General features: G+C 70.3%; 19 protein-coding genes. 10 read left to right on the top strand and 9 right to left on the bottom strand.

The genetic code is table 11. The features are described from left to right. Genes paaD through paaZ form a run of 5 tightly spaced genes read right to left on the bottom strand, consistent with a single transcriptional unit; the run spans nucleotide 1 to nucleotide 4,652 of the window. On the bottom strand, nucleotides 1–489 hold the full coding sequence (paaD, locus tag ACZ4TR_RS41990; RefSeq protein WP_465293770.1) for a 1,2-phenylacetyl-CoA epoxidase subunit PaaD: 489 nt from the start codon (nucleotides 487–489) through the stop codon (nucleotides 1–3). After that, nucleotides 483–1,340: a 1,2-phenylacetyl-CoA epoxidase subunit PaaC gene (gene paaC, locus ACZ4TR_RS41985; RefSeq protein ID WP_465293768.1), complete on the bottom strand. Its 858-nt coding sequence runs from the start codon at nucleotides 1,338–1,340 to the stop codon at nucleotides 483–485. Before paaC ends, paaD begins: the two co-directional genes overlap by 7 nt. Beyond that, entirely contained in the window at nucleotides 1,337–1,651 is a 315-nt protein-coding gene (gene paaB, locus ACZ4TR_RS41980) for a 1,2-phenylacetyl-CoA epoxidase subunit PaaB (protein WP_364513487.1), read from the bottom strand. Before paaB ends, paaC begins: the two co-directional genes overlap by 4 nt. A gap of 38 nt (nucleotides 1,652–1,689) precedes the next feature. Continuing rightward, complete coding sequence (gene paaA, locus ACZ4TR_RS41975) at nucleotides 1,690–2,625, bottom strand: 1,2-phenylacetyl-CoA epoxidase subunit PaaA (RefSeq protein ID WP_465293766.1); 936 nt, start codon at nucleotides 2,623–2,625, stop codon at nucleotides 1,690–1,692. Continuing rightward, a complete protein-coding gene (paaZ, locus tag ACZ4TR_RS41970; RefSeq protein WP_465293764.1) occupies nucleotides 2,622–4,652 on the bottom strand; it encodes a phenylacetic acid degradation bifunctional protein PaaZ in 2,031 nt (676 codons plus the stop codon). The genes paaA and paaZ overlap by 4 nt, the downstream gene beginning before the upstream one ends. 165 nt (nucleotides 4,653–4,817) lie before the next feature. Here paaZ and paaI point away from each other — a divergent pair, with 165 nt between their 5' ends. From paaI to ACZ4TR_RS41955, 3 genes are read left to right on the top strand one after another with little or no spacing between them, the layout of a single operon-like run. Further along, the gene (gene paaI, locus ACZ4TR_RS41965; protein WP_465293762.1) at nucleotides 4,818–5,234 is read left to right on the top strand and encodes a hydroxyphenylacetyl-CoA thioesterase PaaI; all 417 of its coding nucleotides are present in this window, start codon (nucleotides 4,818–4,820) and stop codon (nucleotides 5,232–5,234) included. Further along, on the top strand, nucleotides 5,231–6,508 hold the full coding sequence (gene paaK / locus ACZ4TR_RS41960) for a phenylacetate--CoA ligase PaaK (protein ID WP_465293760.1): 1,278 nt from the start codon (nucleotides 5,231–5,233) through the stop codon (nucleotides 6,506–6,508). Before paaI ends, paaK begins: the two co-directional genes overlap by 4 nt. Further along, nucleotides 6,505–7,098 (top strand): TetR/AcrR family transcriptional regulator, encoded by a 594-nt coding sequence (locus ACZ4TR_RS41955; RefSeq protein ID WP_465293758.1) that lies wholly within the window; start codon nucleotides 6,505–6,507, stop codon nucleotides 7,096–7,098. The genes paaK and ACZ4TR_RS41955 overlap by 4 nt, the downstream gene beginning before the upstream one ends. A 43-nt stretch (nucleotides 7,099–7,141) precedes the next feature. Here the strand turns inward: ACZ4TR_RS41955 and ACZ4TR_RS41950 are convergent, their stop codons facing one another. Next, nucleotides 7,142–7,453, bottom strand: coding sequence for a hypothetical protein (locus ACZ4TR_RS41950; RefSeq protein ID WP_364513358.1), 312 nt, complete (start codon nucleotides 7,451–7,453; stop codon nucleotides 7,142–7,144). A 192-nt stretch (nucleotides 7,454–7,645) separates the two neighbouring features. Here ACZ4TR_RS41950 and ACZ4TR_RS41945 point away from each other — a divergent pair, with 192 nt between their 5' ends. Next, nucleotides 7,646–8,317, top strand: coding sequence for a TetR/AcrR family transcriptional regulator (locus ACZ4TR_RS41945; RefSeq protein WP_465293756.1), 672 nt, complete (start codon nucleotides 7,646–7,648; stop codon nucleotides 8,315–8,317). Here the strand turns inward: ACZ4TR_RS41945 and ACZ4TR_RS41940 are convergent. Continuing rightward, nucleotides 8,238–9,293 (bottom strand): AraC family transcriptional regulator, encoded by a 1,056-nt coding sequence (locus ACZ4TR_RS41940; RefSeq protein ID WP_465293754.1) that lies wholly within the window; start codon nucleotides 9,291–9,293, stop codon nucleotides 8,238–8,240. The two genes, ACZ4TR_RS41945 and ACZ4TR_RS41940, sit on opposite strands and share 80 nt — an antisense overlap. Before the next feature lie 79 nt (nucleotides 9,294–9,372). Between ACZ4TR_RS41940 and ACZ4TR_RS41935 the strand changes: the two genes are divergently transcribed. The 5 genes from ACZ4TR_RS41935 to ACZ4TR_RS41915 all read left to right on the top strand — a co-directional run bounded on the left by ACZ4TR_RS41935 (nucleotide 9,373) and on the right by ACZ4TR_RS41915 (nucleotide 14,888). Then, entirely contained in the window at nucleotides 9,373–10,470 is a 1,098-nt protein-coding gene (locus tag ACZ4TR_RS41935; RefSeq protein ID WP_465293752.1) for a winged helix DNA-binding domain-containing protein, read from the top strand. A gap of 76 nt (nucleotides 10,471–10,546) precedes the next feature. Continuing rightward, nucleotides 10,547–12,010, top strand: coding sequence for a flavin-containing monooxygenase (locus tag ACZ4TR_RS41930; RefSeq protein ID WP_465293751.1), 1,464 nt, complete (start codon nucleotides 10,547–10,549; stop codon nucleotides 12,008–12,010). Further along, nucleotides 12,010–13,668 (top strand): GMC family oxidoreductase N-terminal domain-containing protein, encoded by a 1,659-nt coding sequence (locus ACZ4TR_RS41925; RefSeq protein ID WP_465293749.1) that lies wholly within the window; start codon nucleotides 12,010–12,012, stop codon nucleotides 13,666–13,668. The genes ACZ4TR_RS41930 and ACZ4TR_RS41925 overlap by 1 nt, the downstream gene beginning before the upstream one ends. A 434-nt stretch (nucleotides 13,669–14,102) precedes the next feature. Then, complete coding sequence (locus ACZ4TR_RS41920; RefSeq protein ID WP_465293747.1) at nucleotides 14,103–14,423, top strand: hypothetical protein; 321 nt, start codon at nucleotides 14,103–14,105, stop codon at nucleotides 14,421–14,423. A 24-nt stretch (nucleotides 14,424–14,447) separates the two neighbouring features. Next, nucleotides 14,448–14,888 carry a barstar family protein gene (locus tag ACZ4TR_RS41915; protein WP_465293745.1) on the top strand — a complete coding sequence of 147 codons (441 nt, stop codon included), beginning with the start codon at nucleotides 14,448–14,450 and terminating at the stop codon, nucleotides 14,886–14,888. Nucleotides 14,889–14,937: 49 nt separating this feature from the next. On the opposite strand, the gene ACZ4TR_RS41910 is transcribed toward ACZ4TR_RS41915, so the two are convergent. Beyond that, entirely contained in the window at nucleotides 14,938–16,407 is a 1,470-nt protein-coding gene (locus ACZ4TR_RS41910; protein ID WP_465293743.1) for a chitinase, read from the bottom strand. 150 nt (nucleotides 16,408–16,557) lie between these two features. Between ACZ4TR_RS41910 and ACZ4TR_RS41905 the strand changes: the two genes are divergently transcribed. After that, nucleotides 16,558–18,951, top strand: coding sequence for a Tex family protein (locus ACZ4TR_RS41905; protein ID WP_465293741.1), 2,394 nt, complete (start codon nucleotides 16,558–16,560; stop codon nucleotides 18,949–18,951). A 300-nt stretch (nucleotides 18,952–19,251) separates the two neighbouring features. Here the strand turns inward: ACZ4TR_RS41905 and ACZ4TR_RS41900 are convergent, their stop codons facing one another. Further along, nucleotides 19,252–19,854, bottom strand: coding sequence for an ArsR/SmtB family transcription factor (locus ACZ4TR_RS41900; RefSeq protein WP_465293739.1), 603 nt, complete (start codon nucleotides 19,852–19,854; stop codon nucleotides 19,252–19,254). Nucleotides 19,855–19,862: the final 8 nt, after the last annotated feature.

Raw genomic sequence — 19,862 nt, 5'->3', positions numbered from 1 at the left:
TCAGATCTCCTTGACCTGCTCGAACGGCTCGGCACACGCACGGCAGCGCCGCAGCGCCTTGCACGCCGTCGCACCGAAGCGGGACTGCTCTTCCGTGTCCTCGGACCCGCAATGGGGGCAAGAAACCCGCGACACGGGCGCCGACAGCGTCAGCGGGATCGGCCCCGACCGCCGCGGCGCCGCGCCCGGCGGGGCGATGCCCGCCGACGCCAGCTTCCGGCGCCCCGAAGGCGAAATCCAGTCCGACGACCACGCCGGCGACAGCTGCGTCCGGATCTCGACGTCCGCGAAGCCCGCCGAGACCAGCGCGTGCTCCAGGTCGTCGCGCATCGTGTCCATCGCCGGGCAGCCCGTGTACGTCGGCGTGATCGCGACGACCACGCGGCCGTCCACTTCGGACACCGAGCGCAGCACACCCAGGTCGGCCAGCGTCAGCATCGGCAGCTCGGGGTCGGTCACCGTCGCGGCGACCGCTTCCGCCGTCACCATTTCGCGTCCGGCATCGCCCGGGCGACGCTCTGCAGCTCCGCCAGCAGGAACCCCATCTGCTCGGTGTGGACGCCGTCGCGGCCCGTCCGGCCCGAAACCCCGGCCAGCTCGCCGGTCGACGGCCGAACCAAACCAGCCGCGGAAAGCGCCTGGTCCAGCACCGCATCGAACTCCGGCCGCAGCGTGGCCGCGTCCACCAGCTCGACCGGGTGCGTGCGGAACAGCTCCCCGACGTACGGCCAGACCGCGTCGAGCCCTTCCTGCATCCGCTCGTGCGACAACGGCGTCCCGTCGCCGAGGCGGACCAGCCACTGCGCCGCGTAGTCGCGGTGGTAGGTCACCTCCTTGACGCCCTTGTCCGCGATCGCCGCCAGCACGGGGTCCACCGACGGCACCAGCCGCTGCAGCAGCGCGAGGCGCCACGTCGAGAACACGAACAGCCGCGCGATCAGGTGCCCGAAGTGCCCGCCGCCGAGCTCCGCGAGCCGGACGTTGCGGAACTCGTTCTCCACGCGGGAGAACGCGAACGAGTCCTCCGTGCGCGAGGAACCGTCGGCCTTGCCGGCCCGCGCGAGCAACAGCCGCGCCTGGCCGAGCAGGTCGAGCGCGATGTTCGCGATGGCGACCTCGTCCTCCAGCTCGGGCGCGTTGGTGCACCACTCCTGCAGCCGGTGGGAGAAGATCAGCGCGTCGTCGCCCAGCATCAGGCAGTAGGCGGCCAGTGCGGCACCGTCGACCCCGGACGGCACCGAGGTGTCCACTCCGGACAGTGGGTCCTCGAAGCCGGTGCCGAACGCCCAGCGGGCGTCGTTCTCCTCGGTCAGCGACTCGTAGACGTTGTCGAAACTCATATGTGCGGCACCTCCTCGGGAATGTCGTAGAACGTCGGGTGCCGGTAGACCTTGTCCCCACTCGGCGCGAAGAACGGGTCCTTCTCGTCCGGTGACGACGCCGTGATGTCCGACGCGCGGACCACCCAGATCGACACGCCTTCGTTGCGGCGCGTGTAGAGGTCACGCGCGTGGTGCAGCGCCATCCGGTCGTCGGCCGCGTGCAGCGAGCCGACGTGCACGTGGTTCAGCCCGCGCTTGCCGCGGACGAACACTTCGTACAGCGGCCAGTCGTGCTTGACCGGGCCCGGCGCGGCGGGGACGCCTTCCAGCGGGACGGCCCCGTGGCCGCCTTCGGCAGTCAGGTCGGTCACTTGCGCTCCTCGTTCTTGGCCGCGTGCGCGACCGCGGCTTCGCGGACCCAGGCACCTTCGTCGTGCGCACGACGGCGGTGCGCGATCCGCGAAGCGTTGCACGGGCCGTTGCCCTTCAACACGTTCTTGAACTCGTCCCAGTCGACCGCGCCGAAGTCGTAGTGCCCGCGCTCGGCGTTCCAGCGCAGGTCCGGGTCCGGGAACGTGACACCCAGCGCGGCAGCCTGCGGCACCGACATGTCGACGAAGCGCTGCCGCAGCTCGTCGTTGGTGTGCCGCTTGACCTTCCACGCCATCGACTGCGCGGTGTTCGGCGAATCGGCGTCCGGCGGGCCGAACATCATCAGCGACGGCCACCACCAGCGGTTCACGGCCTCTTGGACCATTTCACGCTGCTGCGAAGTGCCCTTCATCATCGTCATCAGCAGCTCGTAACCCTGCCGCTGGTGGAACGACTCCTCCTTGCAGATGCGGATCATCGCCCGCGCGTACGGCCCGTAGGACGACCGGCACAGCGGCACCTGGTTGCAGATCGCCGCGCCGTCGACCAGCCAGCCGATCACGCCGACGTCGGCGAACGTCAGCGTCGGGTAGTTGAAGATCGACGAGTACTTCTGCTTTCCCGTGATCAGCTTGTCGGTCAGATCCGCGCGGTCGGCGCCCAGCGTCGCCGCCGCCGAGTACAGGTAGAGCCCGTGGCCGGCCTCGTCCTGGACCTTGGCCAGCAGGATCGCCTTGCGCCGCAACGACGGCGCCCGCGTGATCCAGTTGCCCTCCGGCTGCATGCCGATGATCTCCGAATGCGCGTGCTGCGCGATCTGCCGGATCATCGTCTTGCGGTAGCCCTCGGGCACCCAGTCGCGCGGTTCGATGCGCTGGTCACGCTCGATGGTGTGCTCGAAGTGTTCTTCCAGCGACACAGTGGCGGTCACGGCTGCTCCTTCGACACGAGGGTCAGGACGTCGTACTTGGCCACGGACTCGCCGTCGCCGTTGGTGACGTCGGCGTCCCAGCGGACCTCGCCGTACTCCTGGTCGATCCGCGGGGTGATCTGCTTGGCGGTCAGGGTCACGGTCAGCGAGTCGCCGACCTTGACCGGCGTCAGGAACCGCAGGTTCTCGAGGCCGTAGTTGGCCAGCACCGGGCCCGGCTCGGGCGAGACGAACAACCCCGCCGCGAACGAGACCACGAGGTAGCCGTGCGCGACGATCCCGCCGAACAGCGGGTTCGCCGCCGCGGCTTCGGGGTCGGTGTGGGCGTAGAACGTGTCGCCGGTGAACTCGGCGAAGTGGTCGACGTCCTCCTGGCTGACCGTGCGCGGCCCGGCGACGACCGAGTCACCGATGCGCAGCTCCGCCAGGGACTTCCGGAACGGGTGGACGTCGCCTTCGGTGCGCGGCGCGCCGGTGACCCAGCGGCCGGTGACCGCGCTCAAAACCGCAGGCGAGCCCTGCACGGCGGTGCGCTGCATGTGGTGCAGGACGCCGCGGATGCCGCCCATCTCCTCGCCGCCGCCGGCGCGGCCGGGACCGCCGTGGACCAGCTGCGGCATCGGCGAGCCGTGCCCGGTCGACTCCTTGGCGTCGTCGGCGTCCAGGACCAGCAGCCGGCCGTGGAACGGCGCCGCGCCGAGCACGACCTCGCGGACGAACTCCTTGTCGGCGCTGACGATCGACCCCGCCAGGCTGCCGCCACCGCGCGCGGCGAAGTCGACGACCTGCTCGGTGGACGTGTACGGCATGAGCGTCGAGACCGGGCCGAACGCCTCGACCTCGTGCGGCTCCGAGCGCTCCGGGTCCGCCTTGAGCAGCACCGGCGAGATGAACGCGCCACGCTCGGCGTCGGCGTCGACCACCGAGACCTTTTCGGGGTCGCCGAACACGACGCTCCCGGCGTCCAGCAGCGCCTTGAGCGACCGCCGGACCTCTTCGCGCTGCTCCAGGCTGGCCAGCGCGCCCATCCGGACGCCCTCGGCCGTGGGGTTGCCGACGGTGACCTTCGCGAGCCGCTCGGATGCGGCGGAGGCGACGTCGTCGAGCAGCGCGGCCGGGACGAACGCGCGGCGGATGGCGGTGCACTTCTGGCCCGCCTTGACCGTCATCTCCGAGGTCAGCTGCTTGACGAACAGGTCGAACTCCGTGGTCCCGCGCACCGCGTCCGGGCCGAGGATCGAGCAGTTCAGCGAGTCGGCCTCGGCGTTGAACCGCACCGAGTTCCGCACGATCGCCGGGTGCGCGCGCAGCTTCTGGGCGGTGGAGGCCGAGCCGGTGAAGGACACCAGGTCCTGCGCGGTGACGTGGTCCAGGAGGTCGCCGACGCTGCCGGCGACGAACTGCAGCGCCCCCTCGGGCAGGATGCCGGACTCGATGATCAGCTCGACCAGCCGCGCGGTCAGGTACGCCGTCGAGCTGGCCGGCTTGACCAGGCTCGGCACCCCGGCGAGGAAGGCGGGCGCGAACTTTTCCAGCGGCCCCCACACCGGGAAGTTGAACGCGTTGATCTGGACCGCGACGCCCCGCAGCGGGGTCGCGATGTGCTGGGCGACGAACGTGCCGCCGCGCGAGAGCGGCTCGACGGCACCCTCGACGTAGACGGTGTCGTTCGGCAGTTCGCGCTTGCCCTTCGAGCCGTAGCTGAAGAGGACGCCGATGCCGCCGTCGATGTCGAACTTCGAGTCACCCAGCGTCGCGCCGGTGCGCGCGGAAAGCGCGTACAGCTCCTCGCGGTGCTCTCGCAGGTGCGAGGCCAGCGCCTTCAGCAGGGCCGCGCGCTGGTGGAACGTCAGCTCGCGCAGCGCCGGACCACCGACAGCGCGGCCGTACTCCAGCGCGGCCGCGAAGTCGACGCCCGCCGAGGAGATGCGGGCGACCTCCTCGCCCGTGGCCGCGTCGTGCAGCGGGACACCTTCGTCCGCCGCCGTGTGCCAGCTCCCGGAGACGTAGCTGCGCAGCAGTGCCATCAGGTCCCTCTCGCCGAATTACCTACCGGACGTTCAGTTAATCGCATGGTAGCCGCCGGACTCGAAGATCGGAAGACCTCGGCGCTTGACACGGCCCCGACCACTGCCTTTACTGAGCGACACCGCGAGGTGACCGTCCATTCGGTCAGTCAGGAGAGCGAGCGCATGACCAACGCCGCCCACACGATGTTCGCCGCCGACGAGGCTTCGCGCGCGCTGGGCATCGAGCTGGTCGAAGCGGGCGACGGCCGGGCCGTGGCGACCATGACGATCACCCGCGCGATGGTCAACGGCCACGACATCGCCCACGGCGGGTACGTCTTCCTGCTCGCCGACACCGCCTTCGCCTGCGCCTGCAACACCCACGGGCCGGTGACGGTCGCCGCGGGCGCCGAGATCTCCTTCGTCGCGGCCGGCCGGCTCGGCGACCACCTCGTCGCCACGGCCACCGAGCGCACCCGCTACGGCCGCAACGGCATCTACGACGTCACCGTGCACCGGGAGACCCCCGGCGAACCCGAGGTCGTCGCCGAATTCCGCGGCCGCAGCCGCGTCCTCTCCGCGAAACGAGGCGAAGCATGATCGAGGCGAACATCTCCGCCGACGAGCTGGCCGCGCTCCAGCTCGAACGTCTGCAGTGGACACTCAGACACGCGTACACGAACGTGCCCGCGTACATGAAGAAGTTCGACGAGGCCGGCGTCCACCCGGACGACTGCAAAGAACTCGCCGACCTGGCGAAGTTCCCCTTCACGACGAAGCAGGACCTGCGGGAGAACTACCCGTTCGGCATGTTCGCCGTGCCGCAGGACCAGGTGCGGCGCATCCACGCCTCCAGCGGCACCACCGGCAAGGCCACCGTCGTCGGGTACACCGAGCAGGACATCGACACCTGGGCGACGGTGATGGCCCGGTCGATCCACGCCGCCGGCGGCCGCCCCGGGCACAAGGTGCACGTCGCGTACGGCTACGGCCTGTTCACCGGCGGGCTGGGCGCGCACTACGGCGCGGAAAAGCTGGGCTGCACCGTGATCCCGGCGTCCGGCGGCATGACGGCGCGCCAGGTGCAGCTGATCACCGACTTCCGGCCCGAGGTCATCATGGTGACGCCGTCGTACATGCTGACGCTGCTCGACGAGTTCGAGCGCCAGGGCGTCGACCCGCGGGCGAGTTCCCTGAAGGTCGGCATCTTCGGCGCCGAGCCGTGGACGGAGCAGATGCGCGCCGAGATCGAGGAACGGTTCGCGATCGACGCCGTCGACATCTACGGGCTGTCCGAGGTGATGGGGCCGGGCGTCGCGCAGGAGTGCGTCGAGACGAAGGACGGCCTGCACATCTGGGAGGACCACTTCTACCCCGAGGTGATCGACCCCTTCGACGAGCACGTCCTCGGCGGCGGCGAGACCGGCGAACTGGTGTTCACGTCGCTGACCAAGCAGGCGCTGCCGATCATCCGCTACCGCACCCGCGACCTCACGGCGCTGTCGCCCGGCACCGCGCGCCCGGCGTTCCGGCGGATGGACAAGGTCACCGGCCGCACCGACGACCTGATCATCCTGCGCGGGGTCAACGTCTTCCCGACGCAGATCGAGGAGATCGTGCTGCGGACGGCCGGGCTCAGCCCGCACTTCCAGCTCGTCCGGTCCACGCGCGGGCGGCTCGACCACCTGACCGTGCTGGTCGAGGCGCGCCACGACGCTTCGGCCGCTTCGCGGGAGCAGGCCGCTGCTTCGCTGATCGCCGGCGTGAAGGACGGCGTCGGCGTGACCGTGTCGGTGGACGTCGTCGACCCGGACACCCTGGAGCGGTCCATGGGCAAGATGCGGCGGATCATCGACCGGCGGGACAAGCCGTGACGACGCCCCGGCGCGGGCGGCCCGGCTACGACCTCGAATCGCTGCTGCAGGTGGCGGTGAAGCTGTTCAACGAGCGCGGGTACGACGGCACGAGCATGGAGGACCTCTCCCGCAAGCTCGGCATCACGAAGTCGGCGATCTACCACCACGTGCCCAGCAAGGAAGAACTGCTGCGGCTGGCAGTGGACCGGGCGCTGGACGGGCTGTTCGCGGTCGCGGCGGAAACGACCGAACTGGACGGGCGCGCGATCGACCGGCTGGAGCACCTGGTGCGCGGCAGTGTGCTGGTGCTCGCCGACCGGCTGCCGTTCGTGACGCTGCTGCTGCGCGTGCGCGGCAACACGAAGGTGGAGCGGGCGGCGCTGGCCCGCCGGCGCGAGTTCGACCTGCTGGTGACGGACCTGGTGAAGCAGGCGGAAGCGGAGGGCGACATCCGCCCGGACGTCGACCCGGCGGTGACGGCCCGGCTGATCTTCGGCATGGTCAACTCGCTGATCGAGTGGTACAAACCGCGCCGCGGCTCGTCGGCGGCCGAAGTGGCGGACACCGTGTGCAAGGTGGCGTTCGAAGGCCTGCGCACCGGGTCGTGAGTGAGAAACAGTGCTCTGACCCGGTTTCTCACTCACGACCGGTTCAGTCCTCCGCATTCTGGGGCGGACGCCCCGCTTGCCAGAGAAGGGCTTCGCGCAGCTGCTCGATCAAGCGCTCGTCGTCCGCTTCGGACGGGTCGACACCGAGGGGGAGCCAGCGCTCGGACACCTTCGACCCCTCGTCGTAGCCCGTGATCACGATTCCCGAGTACGACAACGACTCTTCGTCCGCGCAGTCCCCGTCGGGAAGGGGTTCGTCCGCTTCGAAGCACTCGTCGAAGCTGACGTGGCGATGCTGCAGGCGGACGCTCACCCAACGCCCGGCCGGCCGGATCGGCGCGTCTTCTTCGCTCATCTGCTCCCTGCCCGGTCGCGGGTCCCTGCCGTCTCGTCGCATCCGGACGCCGGGAAGTTACCGGTGGGTTGTTCCGGTTGCGTAACGACGAAGGACGGCGCGAAACACCCGTTGCCCGCCACCGGAGCCACTCTCTTGACGAGAAGTCAACTACTTGTTGACAGCGTGCCGATCCCCCGCGAGGCTGAGCGGATGACCAGTGGGACCCGGCCGCGGCGACGCCGCCTCGAACCGGCCGAACGGCGGGCGGAGATCCTCGCCGCCGCGCGGCGCCTGTTCGGCGCGGGCAGCTACGCGTCGGTGTCCACATCGGACATCGCCGAGGCGGCCGGGGTGGCGCGCCCGCTCATCAACCACTACTTCGGCGGCAAGCGCGAGCTGTACCTGGAAGTGGTGCGGCAGCTGATGATCGTGCCCGCGCCGGTCACCGAAGCGCTGCCGGACACCACGATGGAAGACCGGCTGTCGATCGGGGTCGAGCGGTGGATCGACGTCGTGGACCGCAACCGCGACGCCTGGCTGACCGTGATCGGCCCCGAGTCCGCGGGCCGCGACCCCGAGATCGAGCGGATCATGCTGGAGGCCGACGAGATCGCCGCCGACCGGGTGCTCGAAGCCGCGCTGATGACCGACGTCACCGACGGCCGCGAGGAACTGCGTGCGATGATCCGGTCGTTCGGCGGGATGCTGCGGGCCGCGTCGCGCGAATGGCTGATCCGCGGCACGCTCGACCGCGCGGCGCTGCGCACCTTTCTCACCGATTCGATCCTCAACCTGCTGAAGCTCACCTACCCGGCGGTGCTTGCCGAGCGGCCCGGAAGCGCCGGGCGAACGCCGCCGGCGTCATCCCGGTCCAGCGCTTGAACGCGTAGATGAAGCTGGACGCCTCGGCGTACCCGAGCCGGTACGCGACGTCCTCGACCGACAGAACGCCGGTGTCTAGTAGCTCCTCCGCCAGCGCCTGGCGGACCTCGTCGACGAGCGCGCGGTAGCTGGTGCCGGATTCGCTGAGCCGCCGCCGCAGCGTGCGCGTGCTGAGCGTCAGCTGGCGGGCGATCTCGTCCATCCCGGCGTCGACCCCGCCGAGCCGGACCAGCCGTTCCCGGACCTGCTGCGAGATGCCCGATCGCCGGCGTTTGCGCGCGACGAGCGCTTCGCACTGCGCGGCGCACAGCGCGACGGTCTGCTCGTTGGCCTGCGGCAGCGGCAGCGTCAGCAGCGCGGGGTCGAGCGTCGCGCGGCACGCGTCGGCGCCGAACCGCGGCACCACCCCGAACGCCGCCCGATAAGGCTCCACTGTGGACGGACCGTGCCGGAACGTCAGGTCGTCCAGCACGATCTCCGGCAGCAGGTCCCGCATGACCGAGAAGATCGCGGCCAGGTCGCGCAGCACGAGGAAGCGGGCGACGTCGGCGGGCACGCGGCGGTCGTCGAGCTCCAGCGTCAGCCGGCCGTCCTCCAGCTCGACGTGCGGGATGCAGAAGGCGAAGCTGAGGTCGAAGTAGCGCAGGGCGAACAACATCGCGTCCCGCAGGGTCGGGCTGCTGATGCAGGCGAACCCGAAGATGCCGAAGGTGGTGACGCGGTAGCGCCGCCCCAGCTCCAGGGCCGTGGCGTCCGAGCCGTCCAGCTCGACCAGAGCGCGGACGACGGCCAGTTCCTGACGCGCGTCGACCTGCACCGACGGGTCGGCCAGCAGCTCCGGCGACAGCGTGGTCGCGGCCAGGAGCCTCCCGGCTGGCAGGTCGCGGTCGGCGGCGAACCGGGTCATCAGCTCGATGCTCGCCGTGCCGCGCGGGAAGTCCCAGTCCCCGACGGCGGGCGCGGCGAGCTCGGCCATGGCCGGAAGTATGGATGACGGCCGTTCGGGCGTCGAATCGAGGACCGGAACTGTCCGGGGTGATCGTTAAAGTGACGGCGTGGAGACCTTGAGCAGGCGGGCCGTGAACCGCGCGACGCTGGAGCGCCAGCTGCTGCTGCGTCCCGCCGACATGTCCGCCCACGACGCCGTGGCGCACCTGGCCGGACTGCAGGCGCAGGCCCCGTTCCCGCCGTACTACGCGCTGTGGTCGCGGCTGCGCGGGTTCGAGCCGCAGGAGCTGGCCTCGCTGCTGGAGGAGCGGCGCGTGGTGCGGATCGCGCTGATGCGCGGCACGGTCCACCTGGTCACGGCGGCGGACGCGCTGGCGTGGCGGCCCGTGGTGCAGGTGCTCTACGACCGCGACCTGAAGACGAACACCCAGCACGCCCGAGAGCTGGCCGACCTCGACCACGTCGAAGTGGCCTCGGCGGCGCGGGAGCTGCTGGCCGCTTCGACGTTGTCCAGCACGGCGCTGGGAGCCGAGCTGGCGCGGCGGTGGCCGGACCGCGCTCCGGCGTCCCTCACGCACCTGGCGCGGGGCCGGCTGCCGCTGGTCCAGACGCCGCCGCGCGCGATCTGGGGCAAGGCGGGGCAGACGACGTACGCGTGTCTCGACGAGTGGGTGGGCGCGCCGCTCCCCGCGCCTTCGCCTGCTTCGCTCATTTCGCGGTACCTGCGGGCGTTCGGGCCGGCGACGGTGGCCGACGTGCAGGCGTGGGCGGGCATCACGCGCCTCGGCGAGGTGGCTTCGTCGATGGACCTCCGGCGGTATCGCGACGAGGACGGCCGGGAGCTGCTGGACCTGCCGGAGCTGTCCGTGCCGGACGAGGACGTCCCGGCGCCGCCCCGGCTGCTCGGGCCGTTCGACCAGCTGATCCTTTCGTACGCGGACCGGACGCGGGTGATCTCCGACGACTACCGCAAGCGCGTCATCACCCAGAACGGCCTGGTCAAGGGCACGCTGCTGGTCGGCGGCCAGGTACGCGGCTTCTGGGAGATCACGAAGGCGAAGAAGGCGGCGGCCGTCGACCTGTCGCCGTTCGAAAAGCTGGCGAAGCGCGACCTCGCGGCGTTGGAAAGCACCGCCGGCCGCCTGCTGACCTGGGCGGAGCCCGGCGCGGAGACCCGGGAGGTGCGCGTTCACCCGCCCGCGTGACGGGCTGGCCGGAATTCTCGATCGAGTGACCGTTCGTGGCCTGTTGTCACAGGCGTCCGCTGCGTAGCTTTTTCGCATGAGCAGTTCGGCGAAGGGGCCATCGGTGCTGATCGTGGGCACCGGGTTCGGCGGTATCGGGACGGCGATCGAGCTGAAGCGGGCCGGGTTCACCGACTTCACGATCCTGGAGAGCGCGGCCGAGCCCGGCGGCGTCTGGCGGGACAACACCTACCCCGGTGCCGCGTGCGACATCCCGTCGCCGCTCTATTCGTACTCGTTCGAGCCGAACCCGCGCTGGCCGAAGCGGTTCTCCTACCAGCCGGACATCCTGGCCTACCTGCGGCGCGTCATCACGAAGTACGGGCTCGAACCGCACATCCGGTACCGGACCGAGGTCACCGGGGCCGCGTTCGACGAGGAGCGCGGCGTCTGGCGCGTCGAGACCCACGGTGGCGAAACGTACGAGGCCACCGTCTTCGTGCCCGCCGTCGGCCAGCTGTCGCGGCCGGTGCTGCCCGACATCCCGGGCCGCGAGAGCTTCGCCGGCGACGCGTTCCACTCGGCGCGCTGGGACCACGACGTCGAGCTGGCCGGCAAGCGCGTCGCCGTCATCGGGACCGGCGCCAGCGCGGTCCAGTTCGTGCCCGAGCTGCGCAAGCACGCGAAGCACGTCACGGTCTTCCAGCGCACGCCGCCGTACGTCATGGCGAAGTCCGACCCGGCCTACCGGCGCTGGCAGCACTGGCTGTTCGAGCACCTGCCGCCCACGCAGCTGCTCGGCCGGCTGCGGATCTTCCTGCTCGCCGAATACGCGACGTACGCGATGACCAAGCACCCCGTGCTGGCGAAGATGTTCGAGCTGCGGACGGCGCAGCTGCGGCGTCGTCACATCAAGGACCCGGAGCTGCGCGCGAAACTCAAGCCGGCCTATCCCCTGGGCTGCAAGCGGATCCTGTTCACCAACGAGTACCTGCCCGCGCTGGCGCAGCCGGACGTCGACGTCGAGACGCGGCGGATCTCGTCGATCACGCCGCGGGGCGTGCGCGTCGAGGACGGGACCGAGCTCGAGGCGGACGTCCTGGTCTACGGCACCGGGTTCGCCGCGACGGAGTTCCTCGGCCGGATGGACGTCACGGGCCTCGGCGGCCGGTCGCTGCGGGACGCCTGGGCCGGCGGCGCGCGGGCGTACCTGGGCATGGCCGTGCCCGGGTTCCCGAACATGTTCTGCGTCTACGGCCCCAACACCAACCTCGGCGCCGGGTCCATCATCTACATGATCGAGCGGCAGGCGCGCTACATCCGCCAGGCGGCCGAACAGCTTTCGCGACCCGGCGTGTCCTATGTGGACGTGCGCGCCGACGTCGAAGAGCGTTACGACACGGAGGTGCAGAAGCGGCTGGGCGACAGCGTGTGGAGCGCCTGCACGAGCTGGTACCGGCAGGCCGACGGCCGGGTGACGACGAACTGGCCGGGCCTGGTCACCGAGTACGACCGCCGGACCCGGCGGCTCGACGTCGCGGACTTCCGGGTGGTGGCGTGATGGACTACGACGTCCTGGTGATCGGTTCGGGCTTCGGCGGGAGCGTCACGGCGCTGCGGCTGACCGAGAAGGGTTACCGCGTCGGCGTGCTCGAGACCGGCCGCCGGTTCGCCGACGACGAGTTCGCGAAGACGTCGTGGCGGCTGCGGAAGTACCTGTGGGCGCCCGCGCTGGGCTGCTTCGGCATCCAGCGGCTGACGCTGCTGAAGAACACGTTCGTGATGAGCGGTTCCGGCGTCGGCGGCGGTTCGCTGGTGTACGCGAACACGCTGTACGAGCCGCCGGACAAGTTCTACGCCGACCCGCAGTGGGCGCACATCACGGACTGGAAGGACGAGCTGGCGCCGTACTACGACCAGGCGAAACGGATGCTGGGCGTGGTCGAGAACCCGGCGACGACGGCCGCGGACCGCGTGCTCCAGGACGTCGCCGAGGACATGGGCATCGGGCACACGTACCGCCGCACGCCGGTGGGCGTCTACTTCGGACAGTCCGGGGTGGACCCGTTCTTCGGCGGCGCCGGTCCCCTGCGGTCCTCCTGCACGCTGTGCGGCGAATGCATGACCGGGTGCCGGGTGGGCGCGAAGAACACGACCGTGAAGAACTACCTGTACCTGGCGGAGCAGGCAGGCGCTTCGGTACACCCTCTCACGACGGCGATCTCGGTACGGCCGATTCCCGGCGGGTACGCGGTGGACACGCGGCGCACGGGCCGCCGTTCCCGCCGGACGTTCACGGCGACGCAGGTGGTGTTCTCGGCGGCGGCTCTGGGAACGCAACGGCTGCTGCACCGGATGCGGGACAACGGGACGCTGCCCTCGCTGTCACCCCGCCTGGGACTGCTGGCCCGCACGAACTCGGAGGCGGTGCTGGCGGCGCGGTCGCTGCGCCCGGACACGGACTACACGCGCGGTGTCGCGATCACGTCGTCGATCCACCCGGACGAGGTGACGCACGTGGAGCCGGTGCGGTACGGGCGCGGCAGCAACGTGATGGGCCTGATGGCGACGGTGCTGGTGGACGGGCAGCCGGGCCGCCGGCGCTGGGTGCTGGGGCTGCGGGAGCTGTGGCGTTCGCGGCGTGACCTGCTGCGCATCCACAGTCCGCGGCACTGGTCGGAGCGGATGATCGGGCTGCTGGTGATGCAGACTTCGGACAACTCCGTGACGACGTACACGAAGCGGGGCTTGTTCGGCCGCCGGATGACGACCCGCCAGGGTGCGGGATCGCCGTCACCGTCATGGATCCCGGCGGGGCACGAGGTGACGCGCCGGGTGGCCGCGAAGATCGGCGGGCTGCCGCAGGGGGCTTGGACGGACATGGCGAACATCCCGATCACGGGCCACTTCATCGGAGGCTGCACGATCGGGGACTCGGCTTCGTCGGGGGTGATCGATCCCTATCAGCGGGTGTACGGGTATCCGGGCCTGCACGTGGTGGACGGGTCGGCGGTCTCGGCGAACCTCGGGGTGAACCCGTCACTGACGATCACGGCCCAGGCCGAGCGGGCGATGGCGTTCTGGCCGAATCTCGGTGAGGCGGATCCGCGGCCGGCGTTGGGGTCTCCGTACCAGCGGGTGGCGGCGGTGGCGCCGAAGAACCCGGTGGTCCCGTCGGAGGCGCCGGGAGCCCTGCGGTTACCGATAACGCCGGTGTAGCAGTTCGCGGTCTCCCGACGACTCAGGGCAGGTGAACCGGCCGGAAGGCCGTGGCCTGTCCCCGAGAAGACCGGAGGGCCGGAAAGTGACCGTCGCCCGTGACCGCAGAACCGAGAGCCCACCGCCCCGCCGCTCCGCCGCTCCGAGGAGAAGTGGAAAACCGCCGGCCAGATCCTCGCAGTCGTGTCCGGCCTGCTGACGGTGGCCGCCAGCCTGCTGACCCTGCTCACGGTGAACGCCAACCACGAAAAGAGCCTCGCCCAGTCGACCGCCGCCGACCGAGGCAGCCAGCTGACTTCGGCACAGCAGGAGATCAGCAGCCTGCGGCAGCAGACGTCCCGGCCGAGCACCACCGCCGCATCCGTCACCGCCTCGGCACCGGCCGGTCAGCCGGAGCGGCACCACGGAAACGTCAGCATCGCGCGCGATTCACGGTGGACCTCGACAGCCCCGCGTCGGATCCGCAGTGGGGCACCACCGGCTCCTTCACCGGCAAGAACGACCTGAGCTTCAACGGTCGCGACTTCGGCTACGTCGGCTGGAGCACGACCGTGAAGCTCCCCGCCTCGACCATCGGCAGCTACGACTCGTGCCGAGACGAGACCGGATACGAAAACGGCCGCTACCCACTCGACGACCTGACGGCCGGACAGGGCTACTGCGTCAAGACCTCCGACGGGCGATTCGCGGCAGTCGTCCTGACCTCGGCGAGCGCGACGAAGGTCAGCTTCGACGTCACGACTTACGAGAAGTGAAGAGCGACCGGCCACAATGTCCCGATGTGGAACGAGCCCGGGCTGACCGTGCTGGACAAGGACGACAAGATCGCGGTGACCGGCGCCGTCCCGCCGCAAGGGGTGGTCGCCGTGGCCCGGATCGATGGTGCCGCCGCGCGGGGCGAGGACGACTTGTTCGGCCAGTTCTCGGACGCGCTGCGGTTCCCGGCGTACTTCGGCTGGAACTGGGACGCCCTCTCCGACTGCCTGCGCGATCTGAACTGGCTGCCGGCGGACCGGTACCTGGTCGTCATCGAGGAGCCGGCGAAGCTGCTCTCCGGTGACGCGGAAGCCCGGCGAACCCTCTTCGGGATCCTCGGGCGGGCCTCACGGGAGTGGGCGAACCCGCTGGGGAACCCGCGGAACGCCGGGATCCCGTTCCAGACGCTCCTGCTCGCGGCGGAAGCCGACGTCGAAGAGCTGCGGCGCGAACTGAGCGCGTGAAGAGGCCCTCCCGGACCGCGCTTCCGGGAGGGCCTTCCTCAGCGCACGGTCACGGCAGGCCCGCAAGCCCCGCCGAGACCGTGTTGGCGAACGCGTACCCCTGCGACGCGTCCCAGTTGATCGACCACGTCATCGCGCCGCGGATGGCCGGGTACGTCGTCGACGGCTTGAAGCTGCCACACGACGTTCCGCGCGCCAGGCAGTTCAGCGCCGACACCGTGTTGGCCGGTGCCTGGTAGCCGCCGCCCGCTGCCTGCGACGACGCCGGGAGGCCCAGGCCCACCTGGTCCGCGCGCAGGCCGCCCTGGAGCTGGATGCAGGCCAGCGCCGTCAGGAAGTCGACCGTGCCCTGGGCGTACACGCTGCCGTTGCAGCCCAGCATCGTGCCGGAGTTGTAGTACTGCATGTTGACGATCGTCAGGATGTCCTTGATGCCCAGCGCCAGCTGGAAGTAACCACCGGAAGTGGACTGCATGTCGATCGTCTGCGGCGCCATCGTGATGACCTTGCCGCCGCCGTTGTAGATGGTGCGCAGCGCCTGGCCCATGTACGTCGCGTTGATCCCGTTCTCGAGGTCGATGTCGACGCCGTCGAAGCCGTAGTTCGAGATCAGCGACTTGATCGAGTTGGCGAAGTTGTTCGCCGACGACGAGTCGCTCACGCTGATCGTGCCGTTCTGGCCGCCGACCGAGATGATGACCTTCTGGCCGCGTGCCTGGACCGTCTTGACGTCCGCCTTGAACTGCGCGTCCGTGTAGCCGCCGAGCTGCGACGACAGGCCCGAGTCGAGCGTGAAGCTCACCGCGCCCGGCGTGCCCGTGGCGTCCGCGAACGACACCGCGATGATGGTGTACTTCGTCGGGACGTCGGCCAGCTTCAGCGCCTTGGCGCCGTTGTAGAAGTTCTGCCAGTAACCGGTCAGGACGTGCTTCGGCAGGTCACTCTGGGTCGGCGGCGTGGTCGTCGTCGTGGTGGGCGGCGTCGTCGGAGTCGTGGGTGTGGTCGGCGTGGTCGGCGTCGTCGTCGGCGGGGTGCCTGGGCCGTCGAGGCTGACGTCGTCCGCGTAGTACGTCGGCTGGCCGTACCAGCCGTGCAGGTACACCGTCAGCGACGTGCTCGAGCCGGTCGTGAAGCTCAGCGACAGCTGCGAGTAGCCGCTGGTGCCCGGCGTCCACGTGCTGGTCGTCGCCGAACCGGAAACGCCCAGGTAGACGTAGCTGCCCTGGACCCACGCCGAGAGCTTGTACGCCGTGTTCGCCGAGACGGTGAGCGTCTGCGAGCACTGCGCGTTGTCCGACGACGTCGGCGTCGCGCTCAGGGCGCGGCTGCCGCTGTGGACCGGGGTGCTCACCGCGGTCGGCACCGCCGTGCACGTCCAGCCCGAGGTGCCGGACTCGAAGCCGGGATTGGCGAGGATGTTGGCGGCCGAGGCGCTCCCGGCGAGGACGAAAGTCACGCCGAGACACAGCGCGACCGCGGAAAGTAACGACAAGAGAGCGAGACGGGCTTGGGGGACCACGGGGCGACCTCCACTGGTCGTGAGGCAGGTCACCACAAAATGGACTAGACCAATCTGATTGTCAAGGAGCCCCATCCGAAAGTCGGGGTGGTCGGAACGGCAGAATGGGACGATCGGATCCACCAGAGGGCGAAGCAGGAGCGTGTTGCAGTGAGCGTGTCGGTCGAGCAGAAGATCGCCGAAGAACTGGGCGTGCGCGAAGGACAGGTCAAGGCCGCCGTCGACCTGCTCGACGGCGGCTCGACCGTGCCCTTCATCGCGCGGTACCGCAAGGAAGTCACCGGCATGCTCGACGACGCGCAGCTGCGCACGCTCGAAGAGCGCCTGCGCTACCTGCGGGAACTCGACGAGCGCCGGCTCGCCGTGCTCGAGTCCATCCGCAGCCAGGGGAAGCTGGACGAGGCTCTCGAGGCGTCGATCCTCGCCGCGGACACGAAGTCGCGGCTGGAGGACATCTACCTCCCGTTCAAGCCGAAGCGCCGCACGAAGGCCATGATCGCGCGCGAAGCGGGGCTCGAGCCGCTGGCCGACGGCCTGCTGAACGACCCGACGACGGACCCGCAGGCCGCGGCCGCCGTGTTCGTCGACGCGGACAAGGGCGTCGCGGACGCGCAGGCGGCCCTCGACGGCGCCCGCTCGATCCTCGTCGAGCGCTTCGCCGAAGACGCCGACCTCATCGGTGACCTGCGCGAGAAGATGTGGAGCCAGGGCCACCTGGTCGCCAAGGTCCGCGCGGGCAAGGAGGAGGAAGGGGCGAAGTTCTCCGACTACTTCGACTTCTCCGAGCCCTACACCAAGCTCCCCTCGCACCGGATCCTCGCGATGCTGCGCGGCGAGAAGGAGGAGGTCCTCGACCTCACCATGTCGCCGGACGAGCCCACCGACGAGCCGCAGGTCGGCCCGACCGACTACGAGACGCGCATCGCCGCGAAGTTCGGCATCACGCAGCAGGGCCGGCCGGGTGACAAGTGGCTCGGCGACACCGTCCGCTGGGCGTGGCGCACCAAGATCCTCCTGCACCTGGGCATCGACCTGCGGATGCGGCTGCGCCAGGCGGCCGAGGACGACGCCGTGCGCGTCTTCGCGGCCAACCTGCGCGACCTGCTGCTCGCCGCGCCGGCCGGCACCCGCGCCACGATGGGCCTCGACCCGGGCTTCCGCACCGGCGTCAAGGTGGCCGTCGTGGACGCGACCGGCAAGGTCGTCGACACCCACGTCATCTACCCGCACCAGCCGGCGAACAAGTGGGACCAGTCGATCGCCGAGCTCGCGGCGCTGGCGGCGCGGCACAAGGTCGACCTGATCTCGATCGGCAACGGCACGGCTTCGCGGGAGACGGACAAGCTCGCGATCGAGCTGATCAAGAAGCACCCCGAGCTGAAGCTGACGAAGGCGATCGTGTCCGAGGCGGGCGCGTCGGTGTACTCGGCGTCGGCGTTCGCTTCGGCGGAGCTGCCGAACATGGACGTCTCCCTGCGCGGCGCGGTCTCGATCGCGCGGCGGCTGCAGGACCCGCTGGCCGAGCTGGTGAAGATCGACCCGAAGTCGATCGGCGTCGGGCAGTACCAGCACGACCTGTCCGAGGTTTCGCTGTCCCGCTCGCTCGACGCGGTGGTCGAGGACTGCGTGAACGCGGTCGGCGTCGACGTCAACACGGCGTCCGCGCCGCTGCTGACCCGCGTCTCGGGCATCACGACGGGGCTGGCCGAGAACATCGTCTCCCACCGCGACACGAACGGGCCGTTCCGTTCCCGGATGGCGCTGAAGGAGGTCGCGCGCCTCGGCCCGAAGGCGTTCGAGCAGTGCGCGGGCTTCCTGCGCATCCCGGACGGCGACGACCCGCTCGACTCGTCGTCGGTGCACCCGGAGGCGTACCCGGTGGTGCGCCGGATCCTGTCGAAGACGGGCACGGACCTGCGGTCGCTGATCGGCAACACGCGGACGCTGTCGTCTTTGAAGGCGTCGGAGTTCGTGGACGAGACGTTCGGTCTCCCGACGGTGACGGACATCCTGGCCGAGCTGGACAAGCCGGGCCGCGACCCCCGCCCGGCGTTCAAGACGGCGACGTTCGCCGAGGGCGTGGACAAGATCGGCGACCTCAAGCCGGGGATGCGCCTGGAGGGCGTCGTCACGAACGTTGCGGCGTTCGGTGCGTTCATCGACGTCGGGGTGCACCAGGACGGGCTGGCGCACGTTTCGGCGCTGTCGAAGAACTTCGTGAAGGACCCGCGCGAGGTCGTGAAGCCCGGCGACATCGTGAAGGTCAAGGTGCTCGACGTCGACGTGCCGCGGAAGCGGATTTCGTTGACGCTGCGGCTGGACGACGAGCCGGGAGCGCCCGCCGGCAACCGCGGCGGTGGCGGCGGTCGTGACCGCGGCCAGGGCGGCGGCGGTGGCGGCGGTCAGCGTCGCGGCGGTTCGGGCGGCGGCGGTCAGCGCGGCGGTTCCGGCGGCGGCGGTGGCCGGGGCGGCAACTCCGGCTCCGGCTCCGGCGGCAGCGGCTCCATGGCGGACGCGCTGCGGCGGGCGGGGTTCGGCAAGTAGAACCTGGTTACCCACAGGCCGGCGGAGTTGTGGACAACTCCGCCGGCCTGTGACTTTTCCGGAGGTTTCGTCAGCGGGCGGCGATAGACTGGAGCCGGGACGTTCCCCCCTGGGAGTGGCGGGGGTGGGGCCGGTTGGCTGCCAGCCTCAGGCCGGTTTCGACGAGGAGCCAGCCGAGGCGTTGCCGCCGCGTTCCCGGGCGGCGGGGGCGGTTCACCCGGGCCGCTACCCCTCTCAGTTCGGTTTCTCGTTCGCGGACCAGGTCTTCCGCCATCAGGCAGTGCACCACGTTCGTCCCCCTCATTCGGACTTCGATGTGCCGGGTTCCTCGGGTTGCGCCTGCCACGGGAACGCCGACCAGTGCGCGATCACGTTGTGGTCGCCCGGCCTTGCGTCGCGGCGGTAGCGGTCGATCACCGCGTCGATCTCGTCGCTCATCGCCACCGTTTCCTCGGGCGTGAGGGACAACCTCGCGTCGCCGAAGACGGCCTTGTCGTACCACTGCTCCGTCCACCGCGGGAGCTCGCTCACGAACCGCGACTCCGCCTGGTAGCGCTGCTCGATCACGGACCGCAGGAACATGTCCAGGGGGCCGGCGAGGTCCGGGTCGCCGATGAAGTCGGCGGCCCGCATCCGCGTTGTCTCCTGCGCGGAGCGCCACCAGCGTTCGCGCTTGTTCCCGCGTTCGCTGTCTTCCTCGACCAAGCCGGCTTCGGCCAGCTGGCGCAGGTGCCAGCTCGTGGTTCCGGAACTTTCGCCGACCCGCTTTCCCAGCCCCGTGGCGGTGGCGGGACCGTCCGCCTGCAGCAGGTCGAGCATGCGCATCCGCAGGGGGTGGGCCAGCGCCCGGAGCATCCGCGCGTCGATCGGGCTTGACGACTCGGTCCGGCGATCCCTGGTCATGCCGCCAC

The organism is Amycolatopsis sp. NPDC028719 (assembly GCF_055565395.1).
Note: the sequence above shows the minus strand (reverse complement) of the source record. Positions and strands in the feature narration are given on the sequence as shown.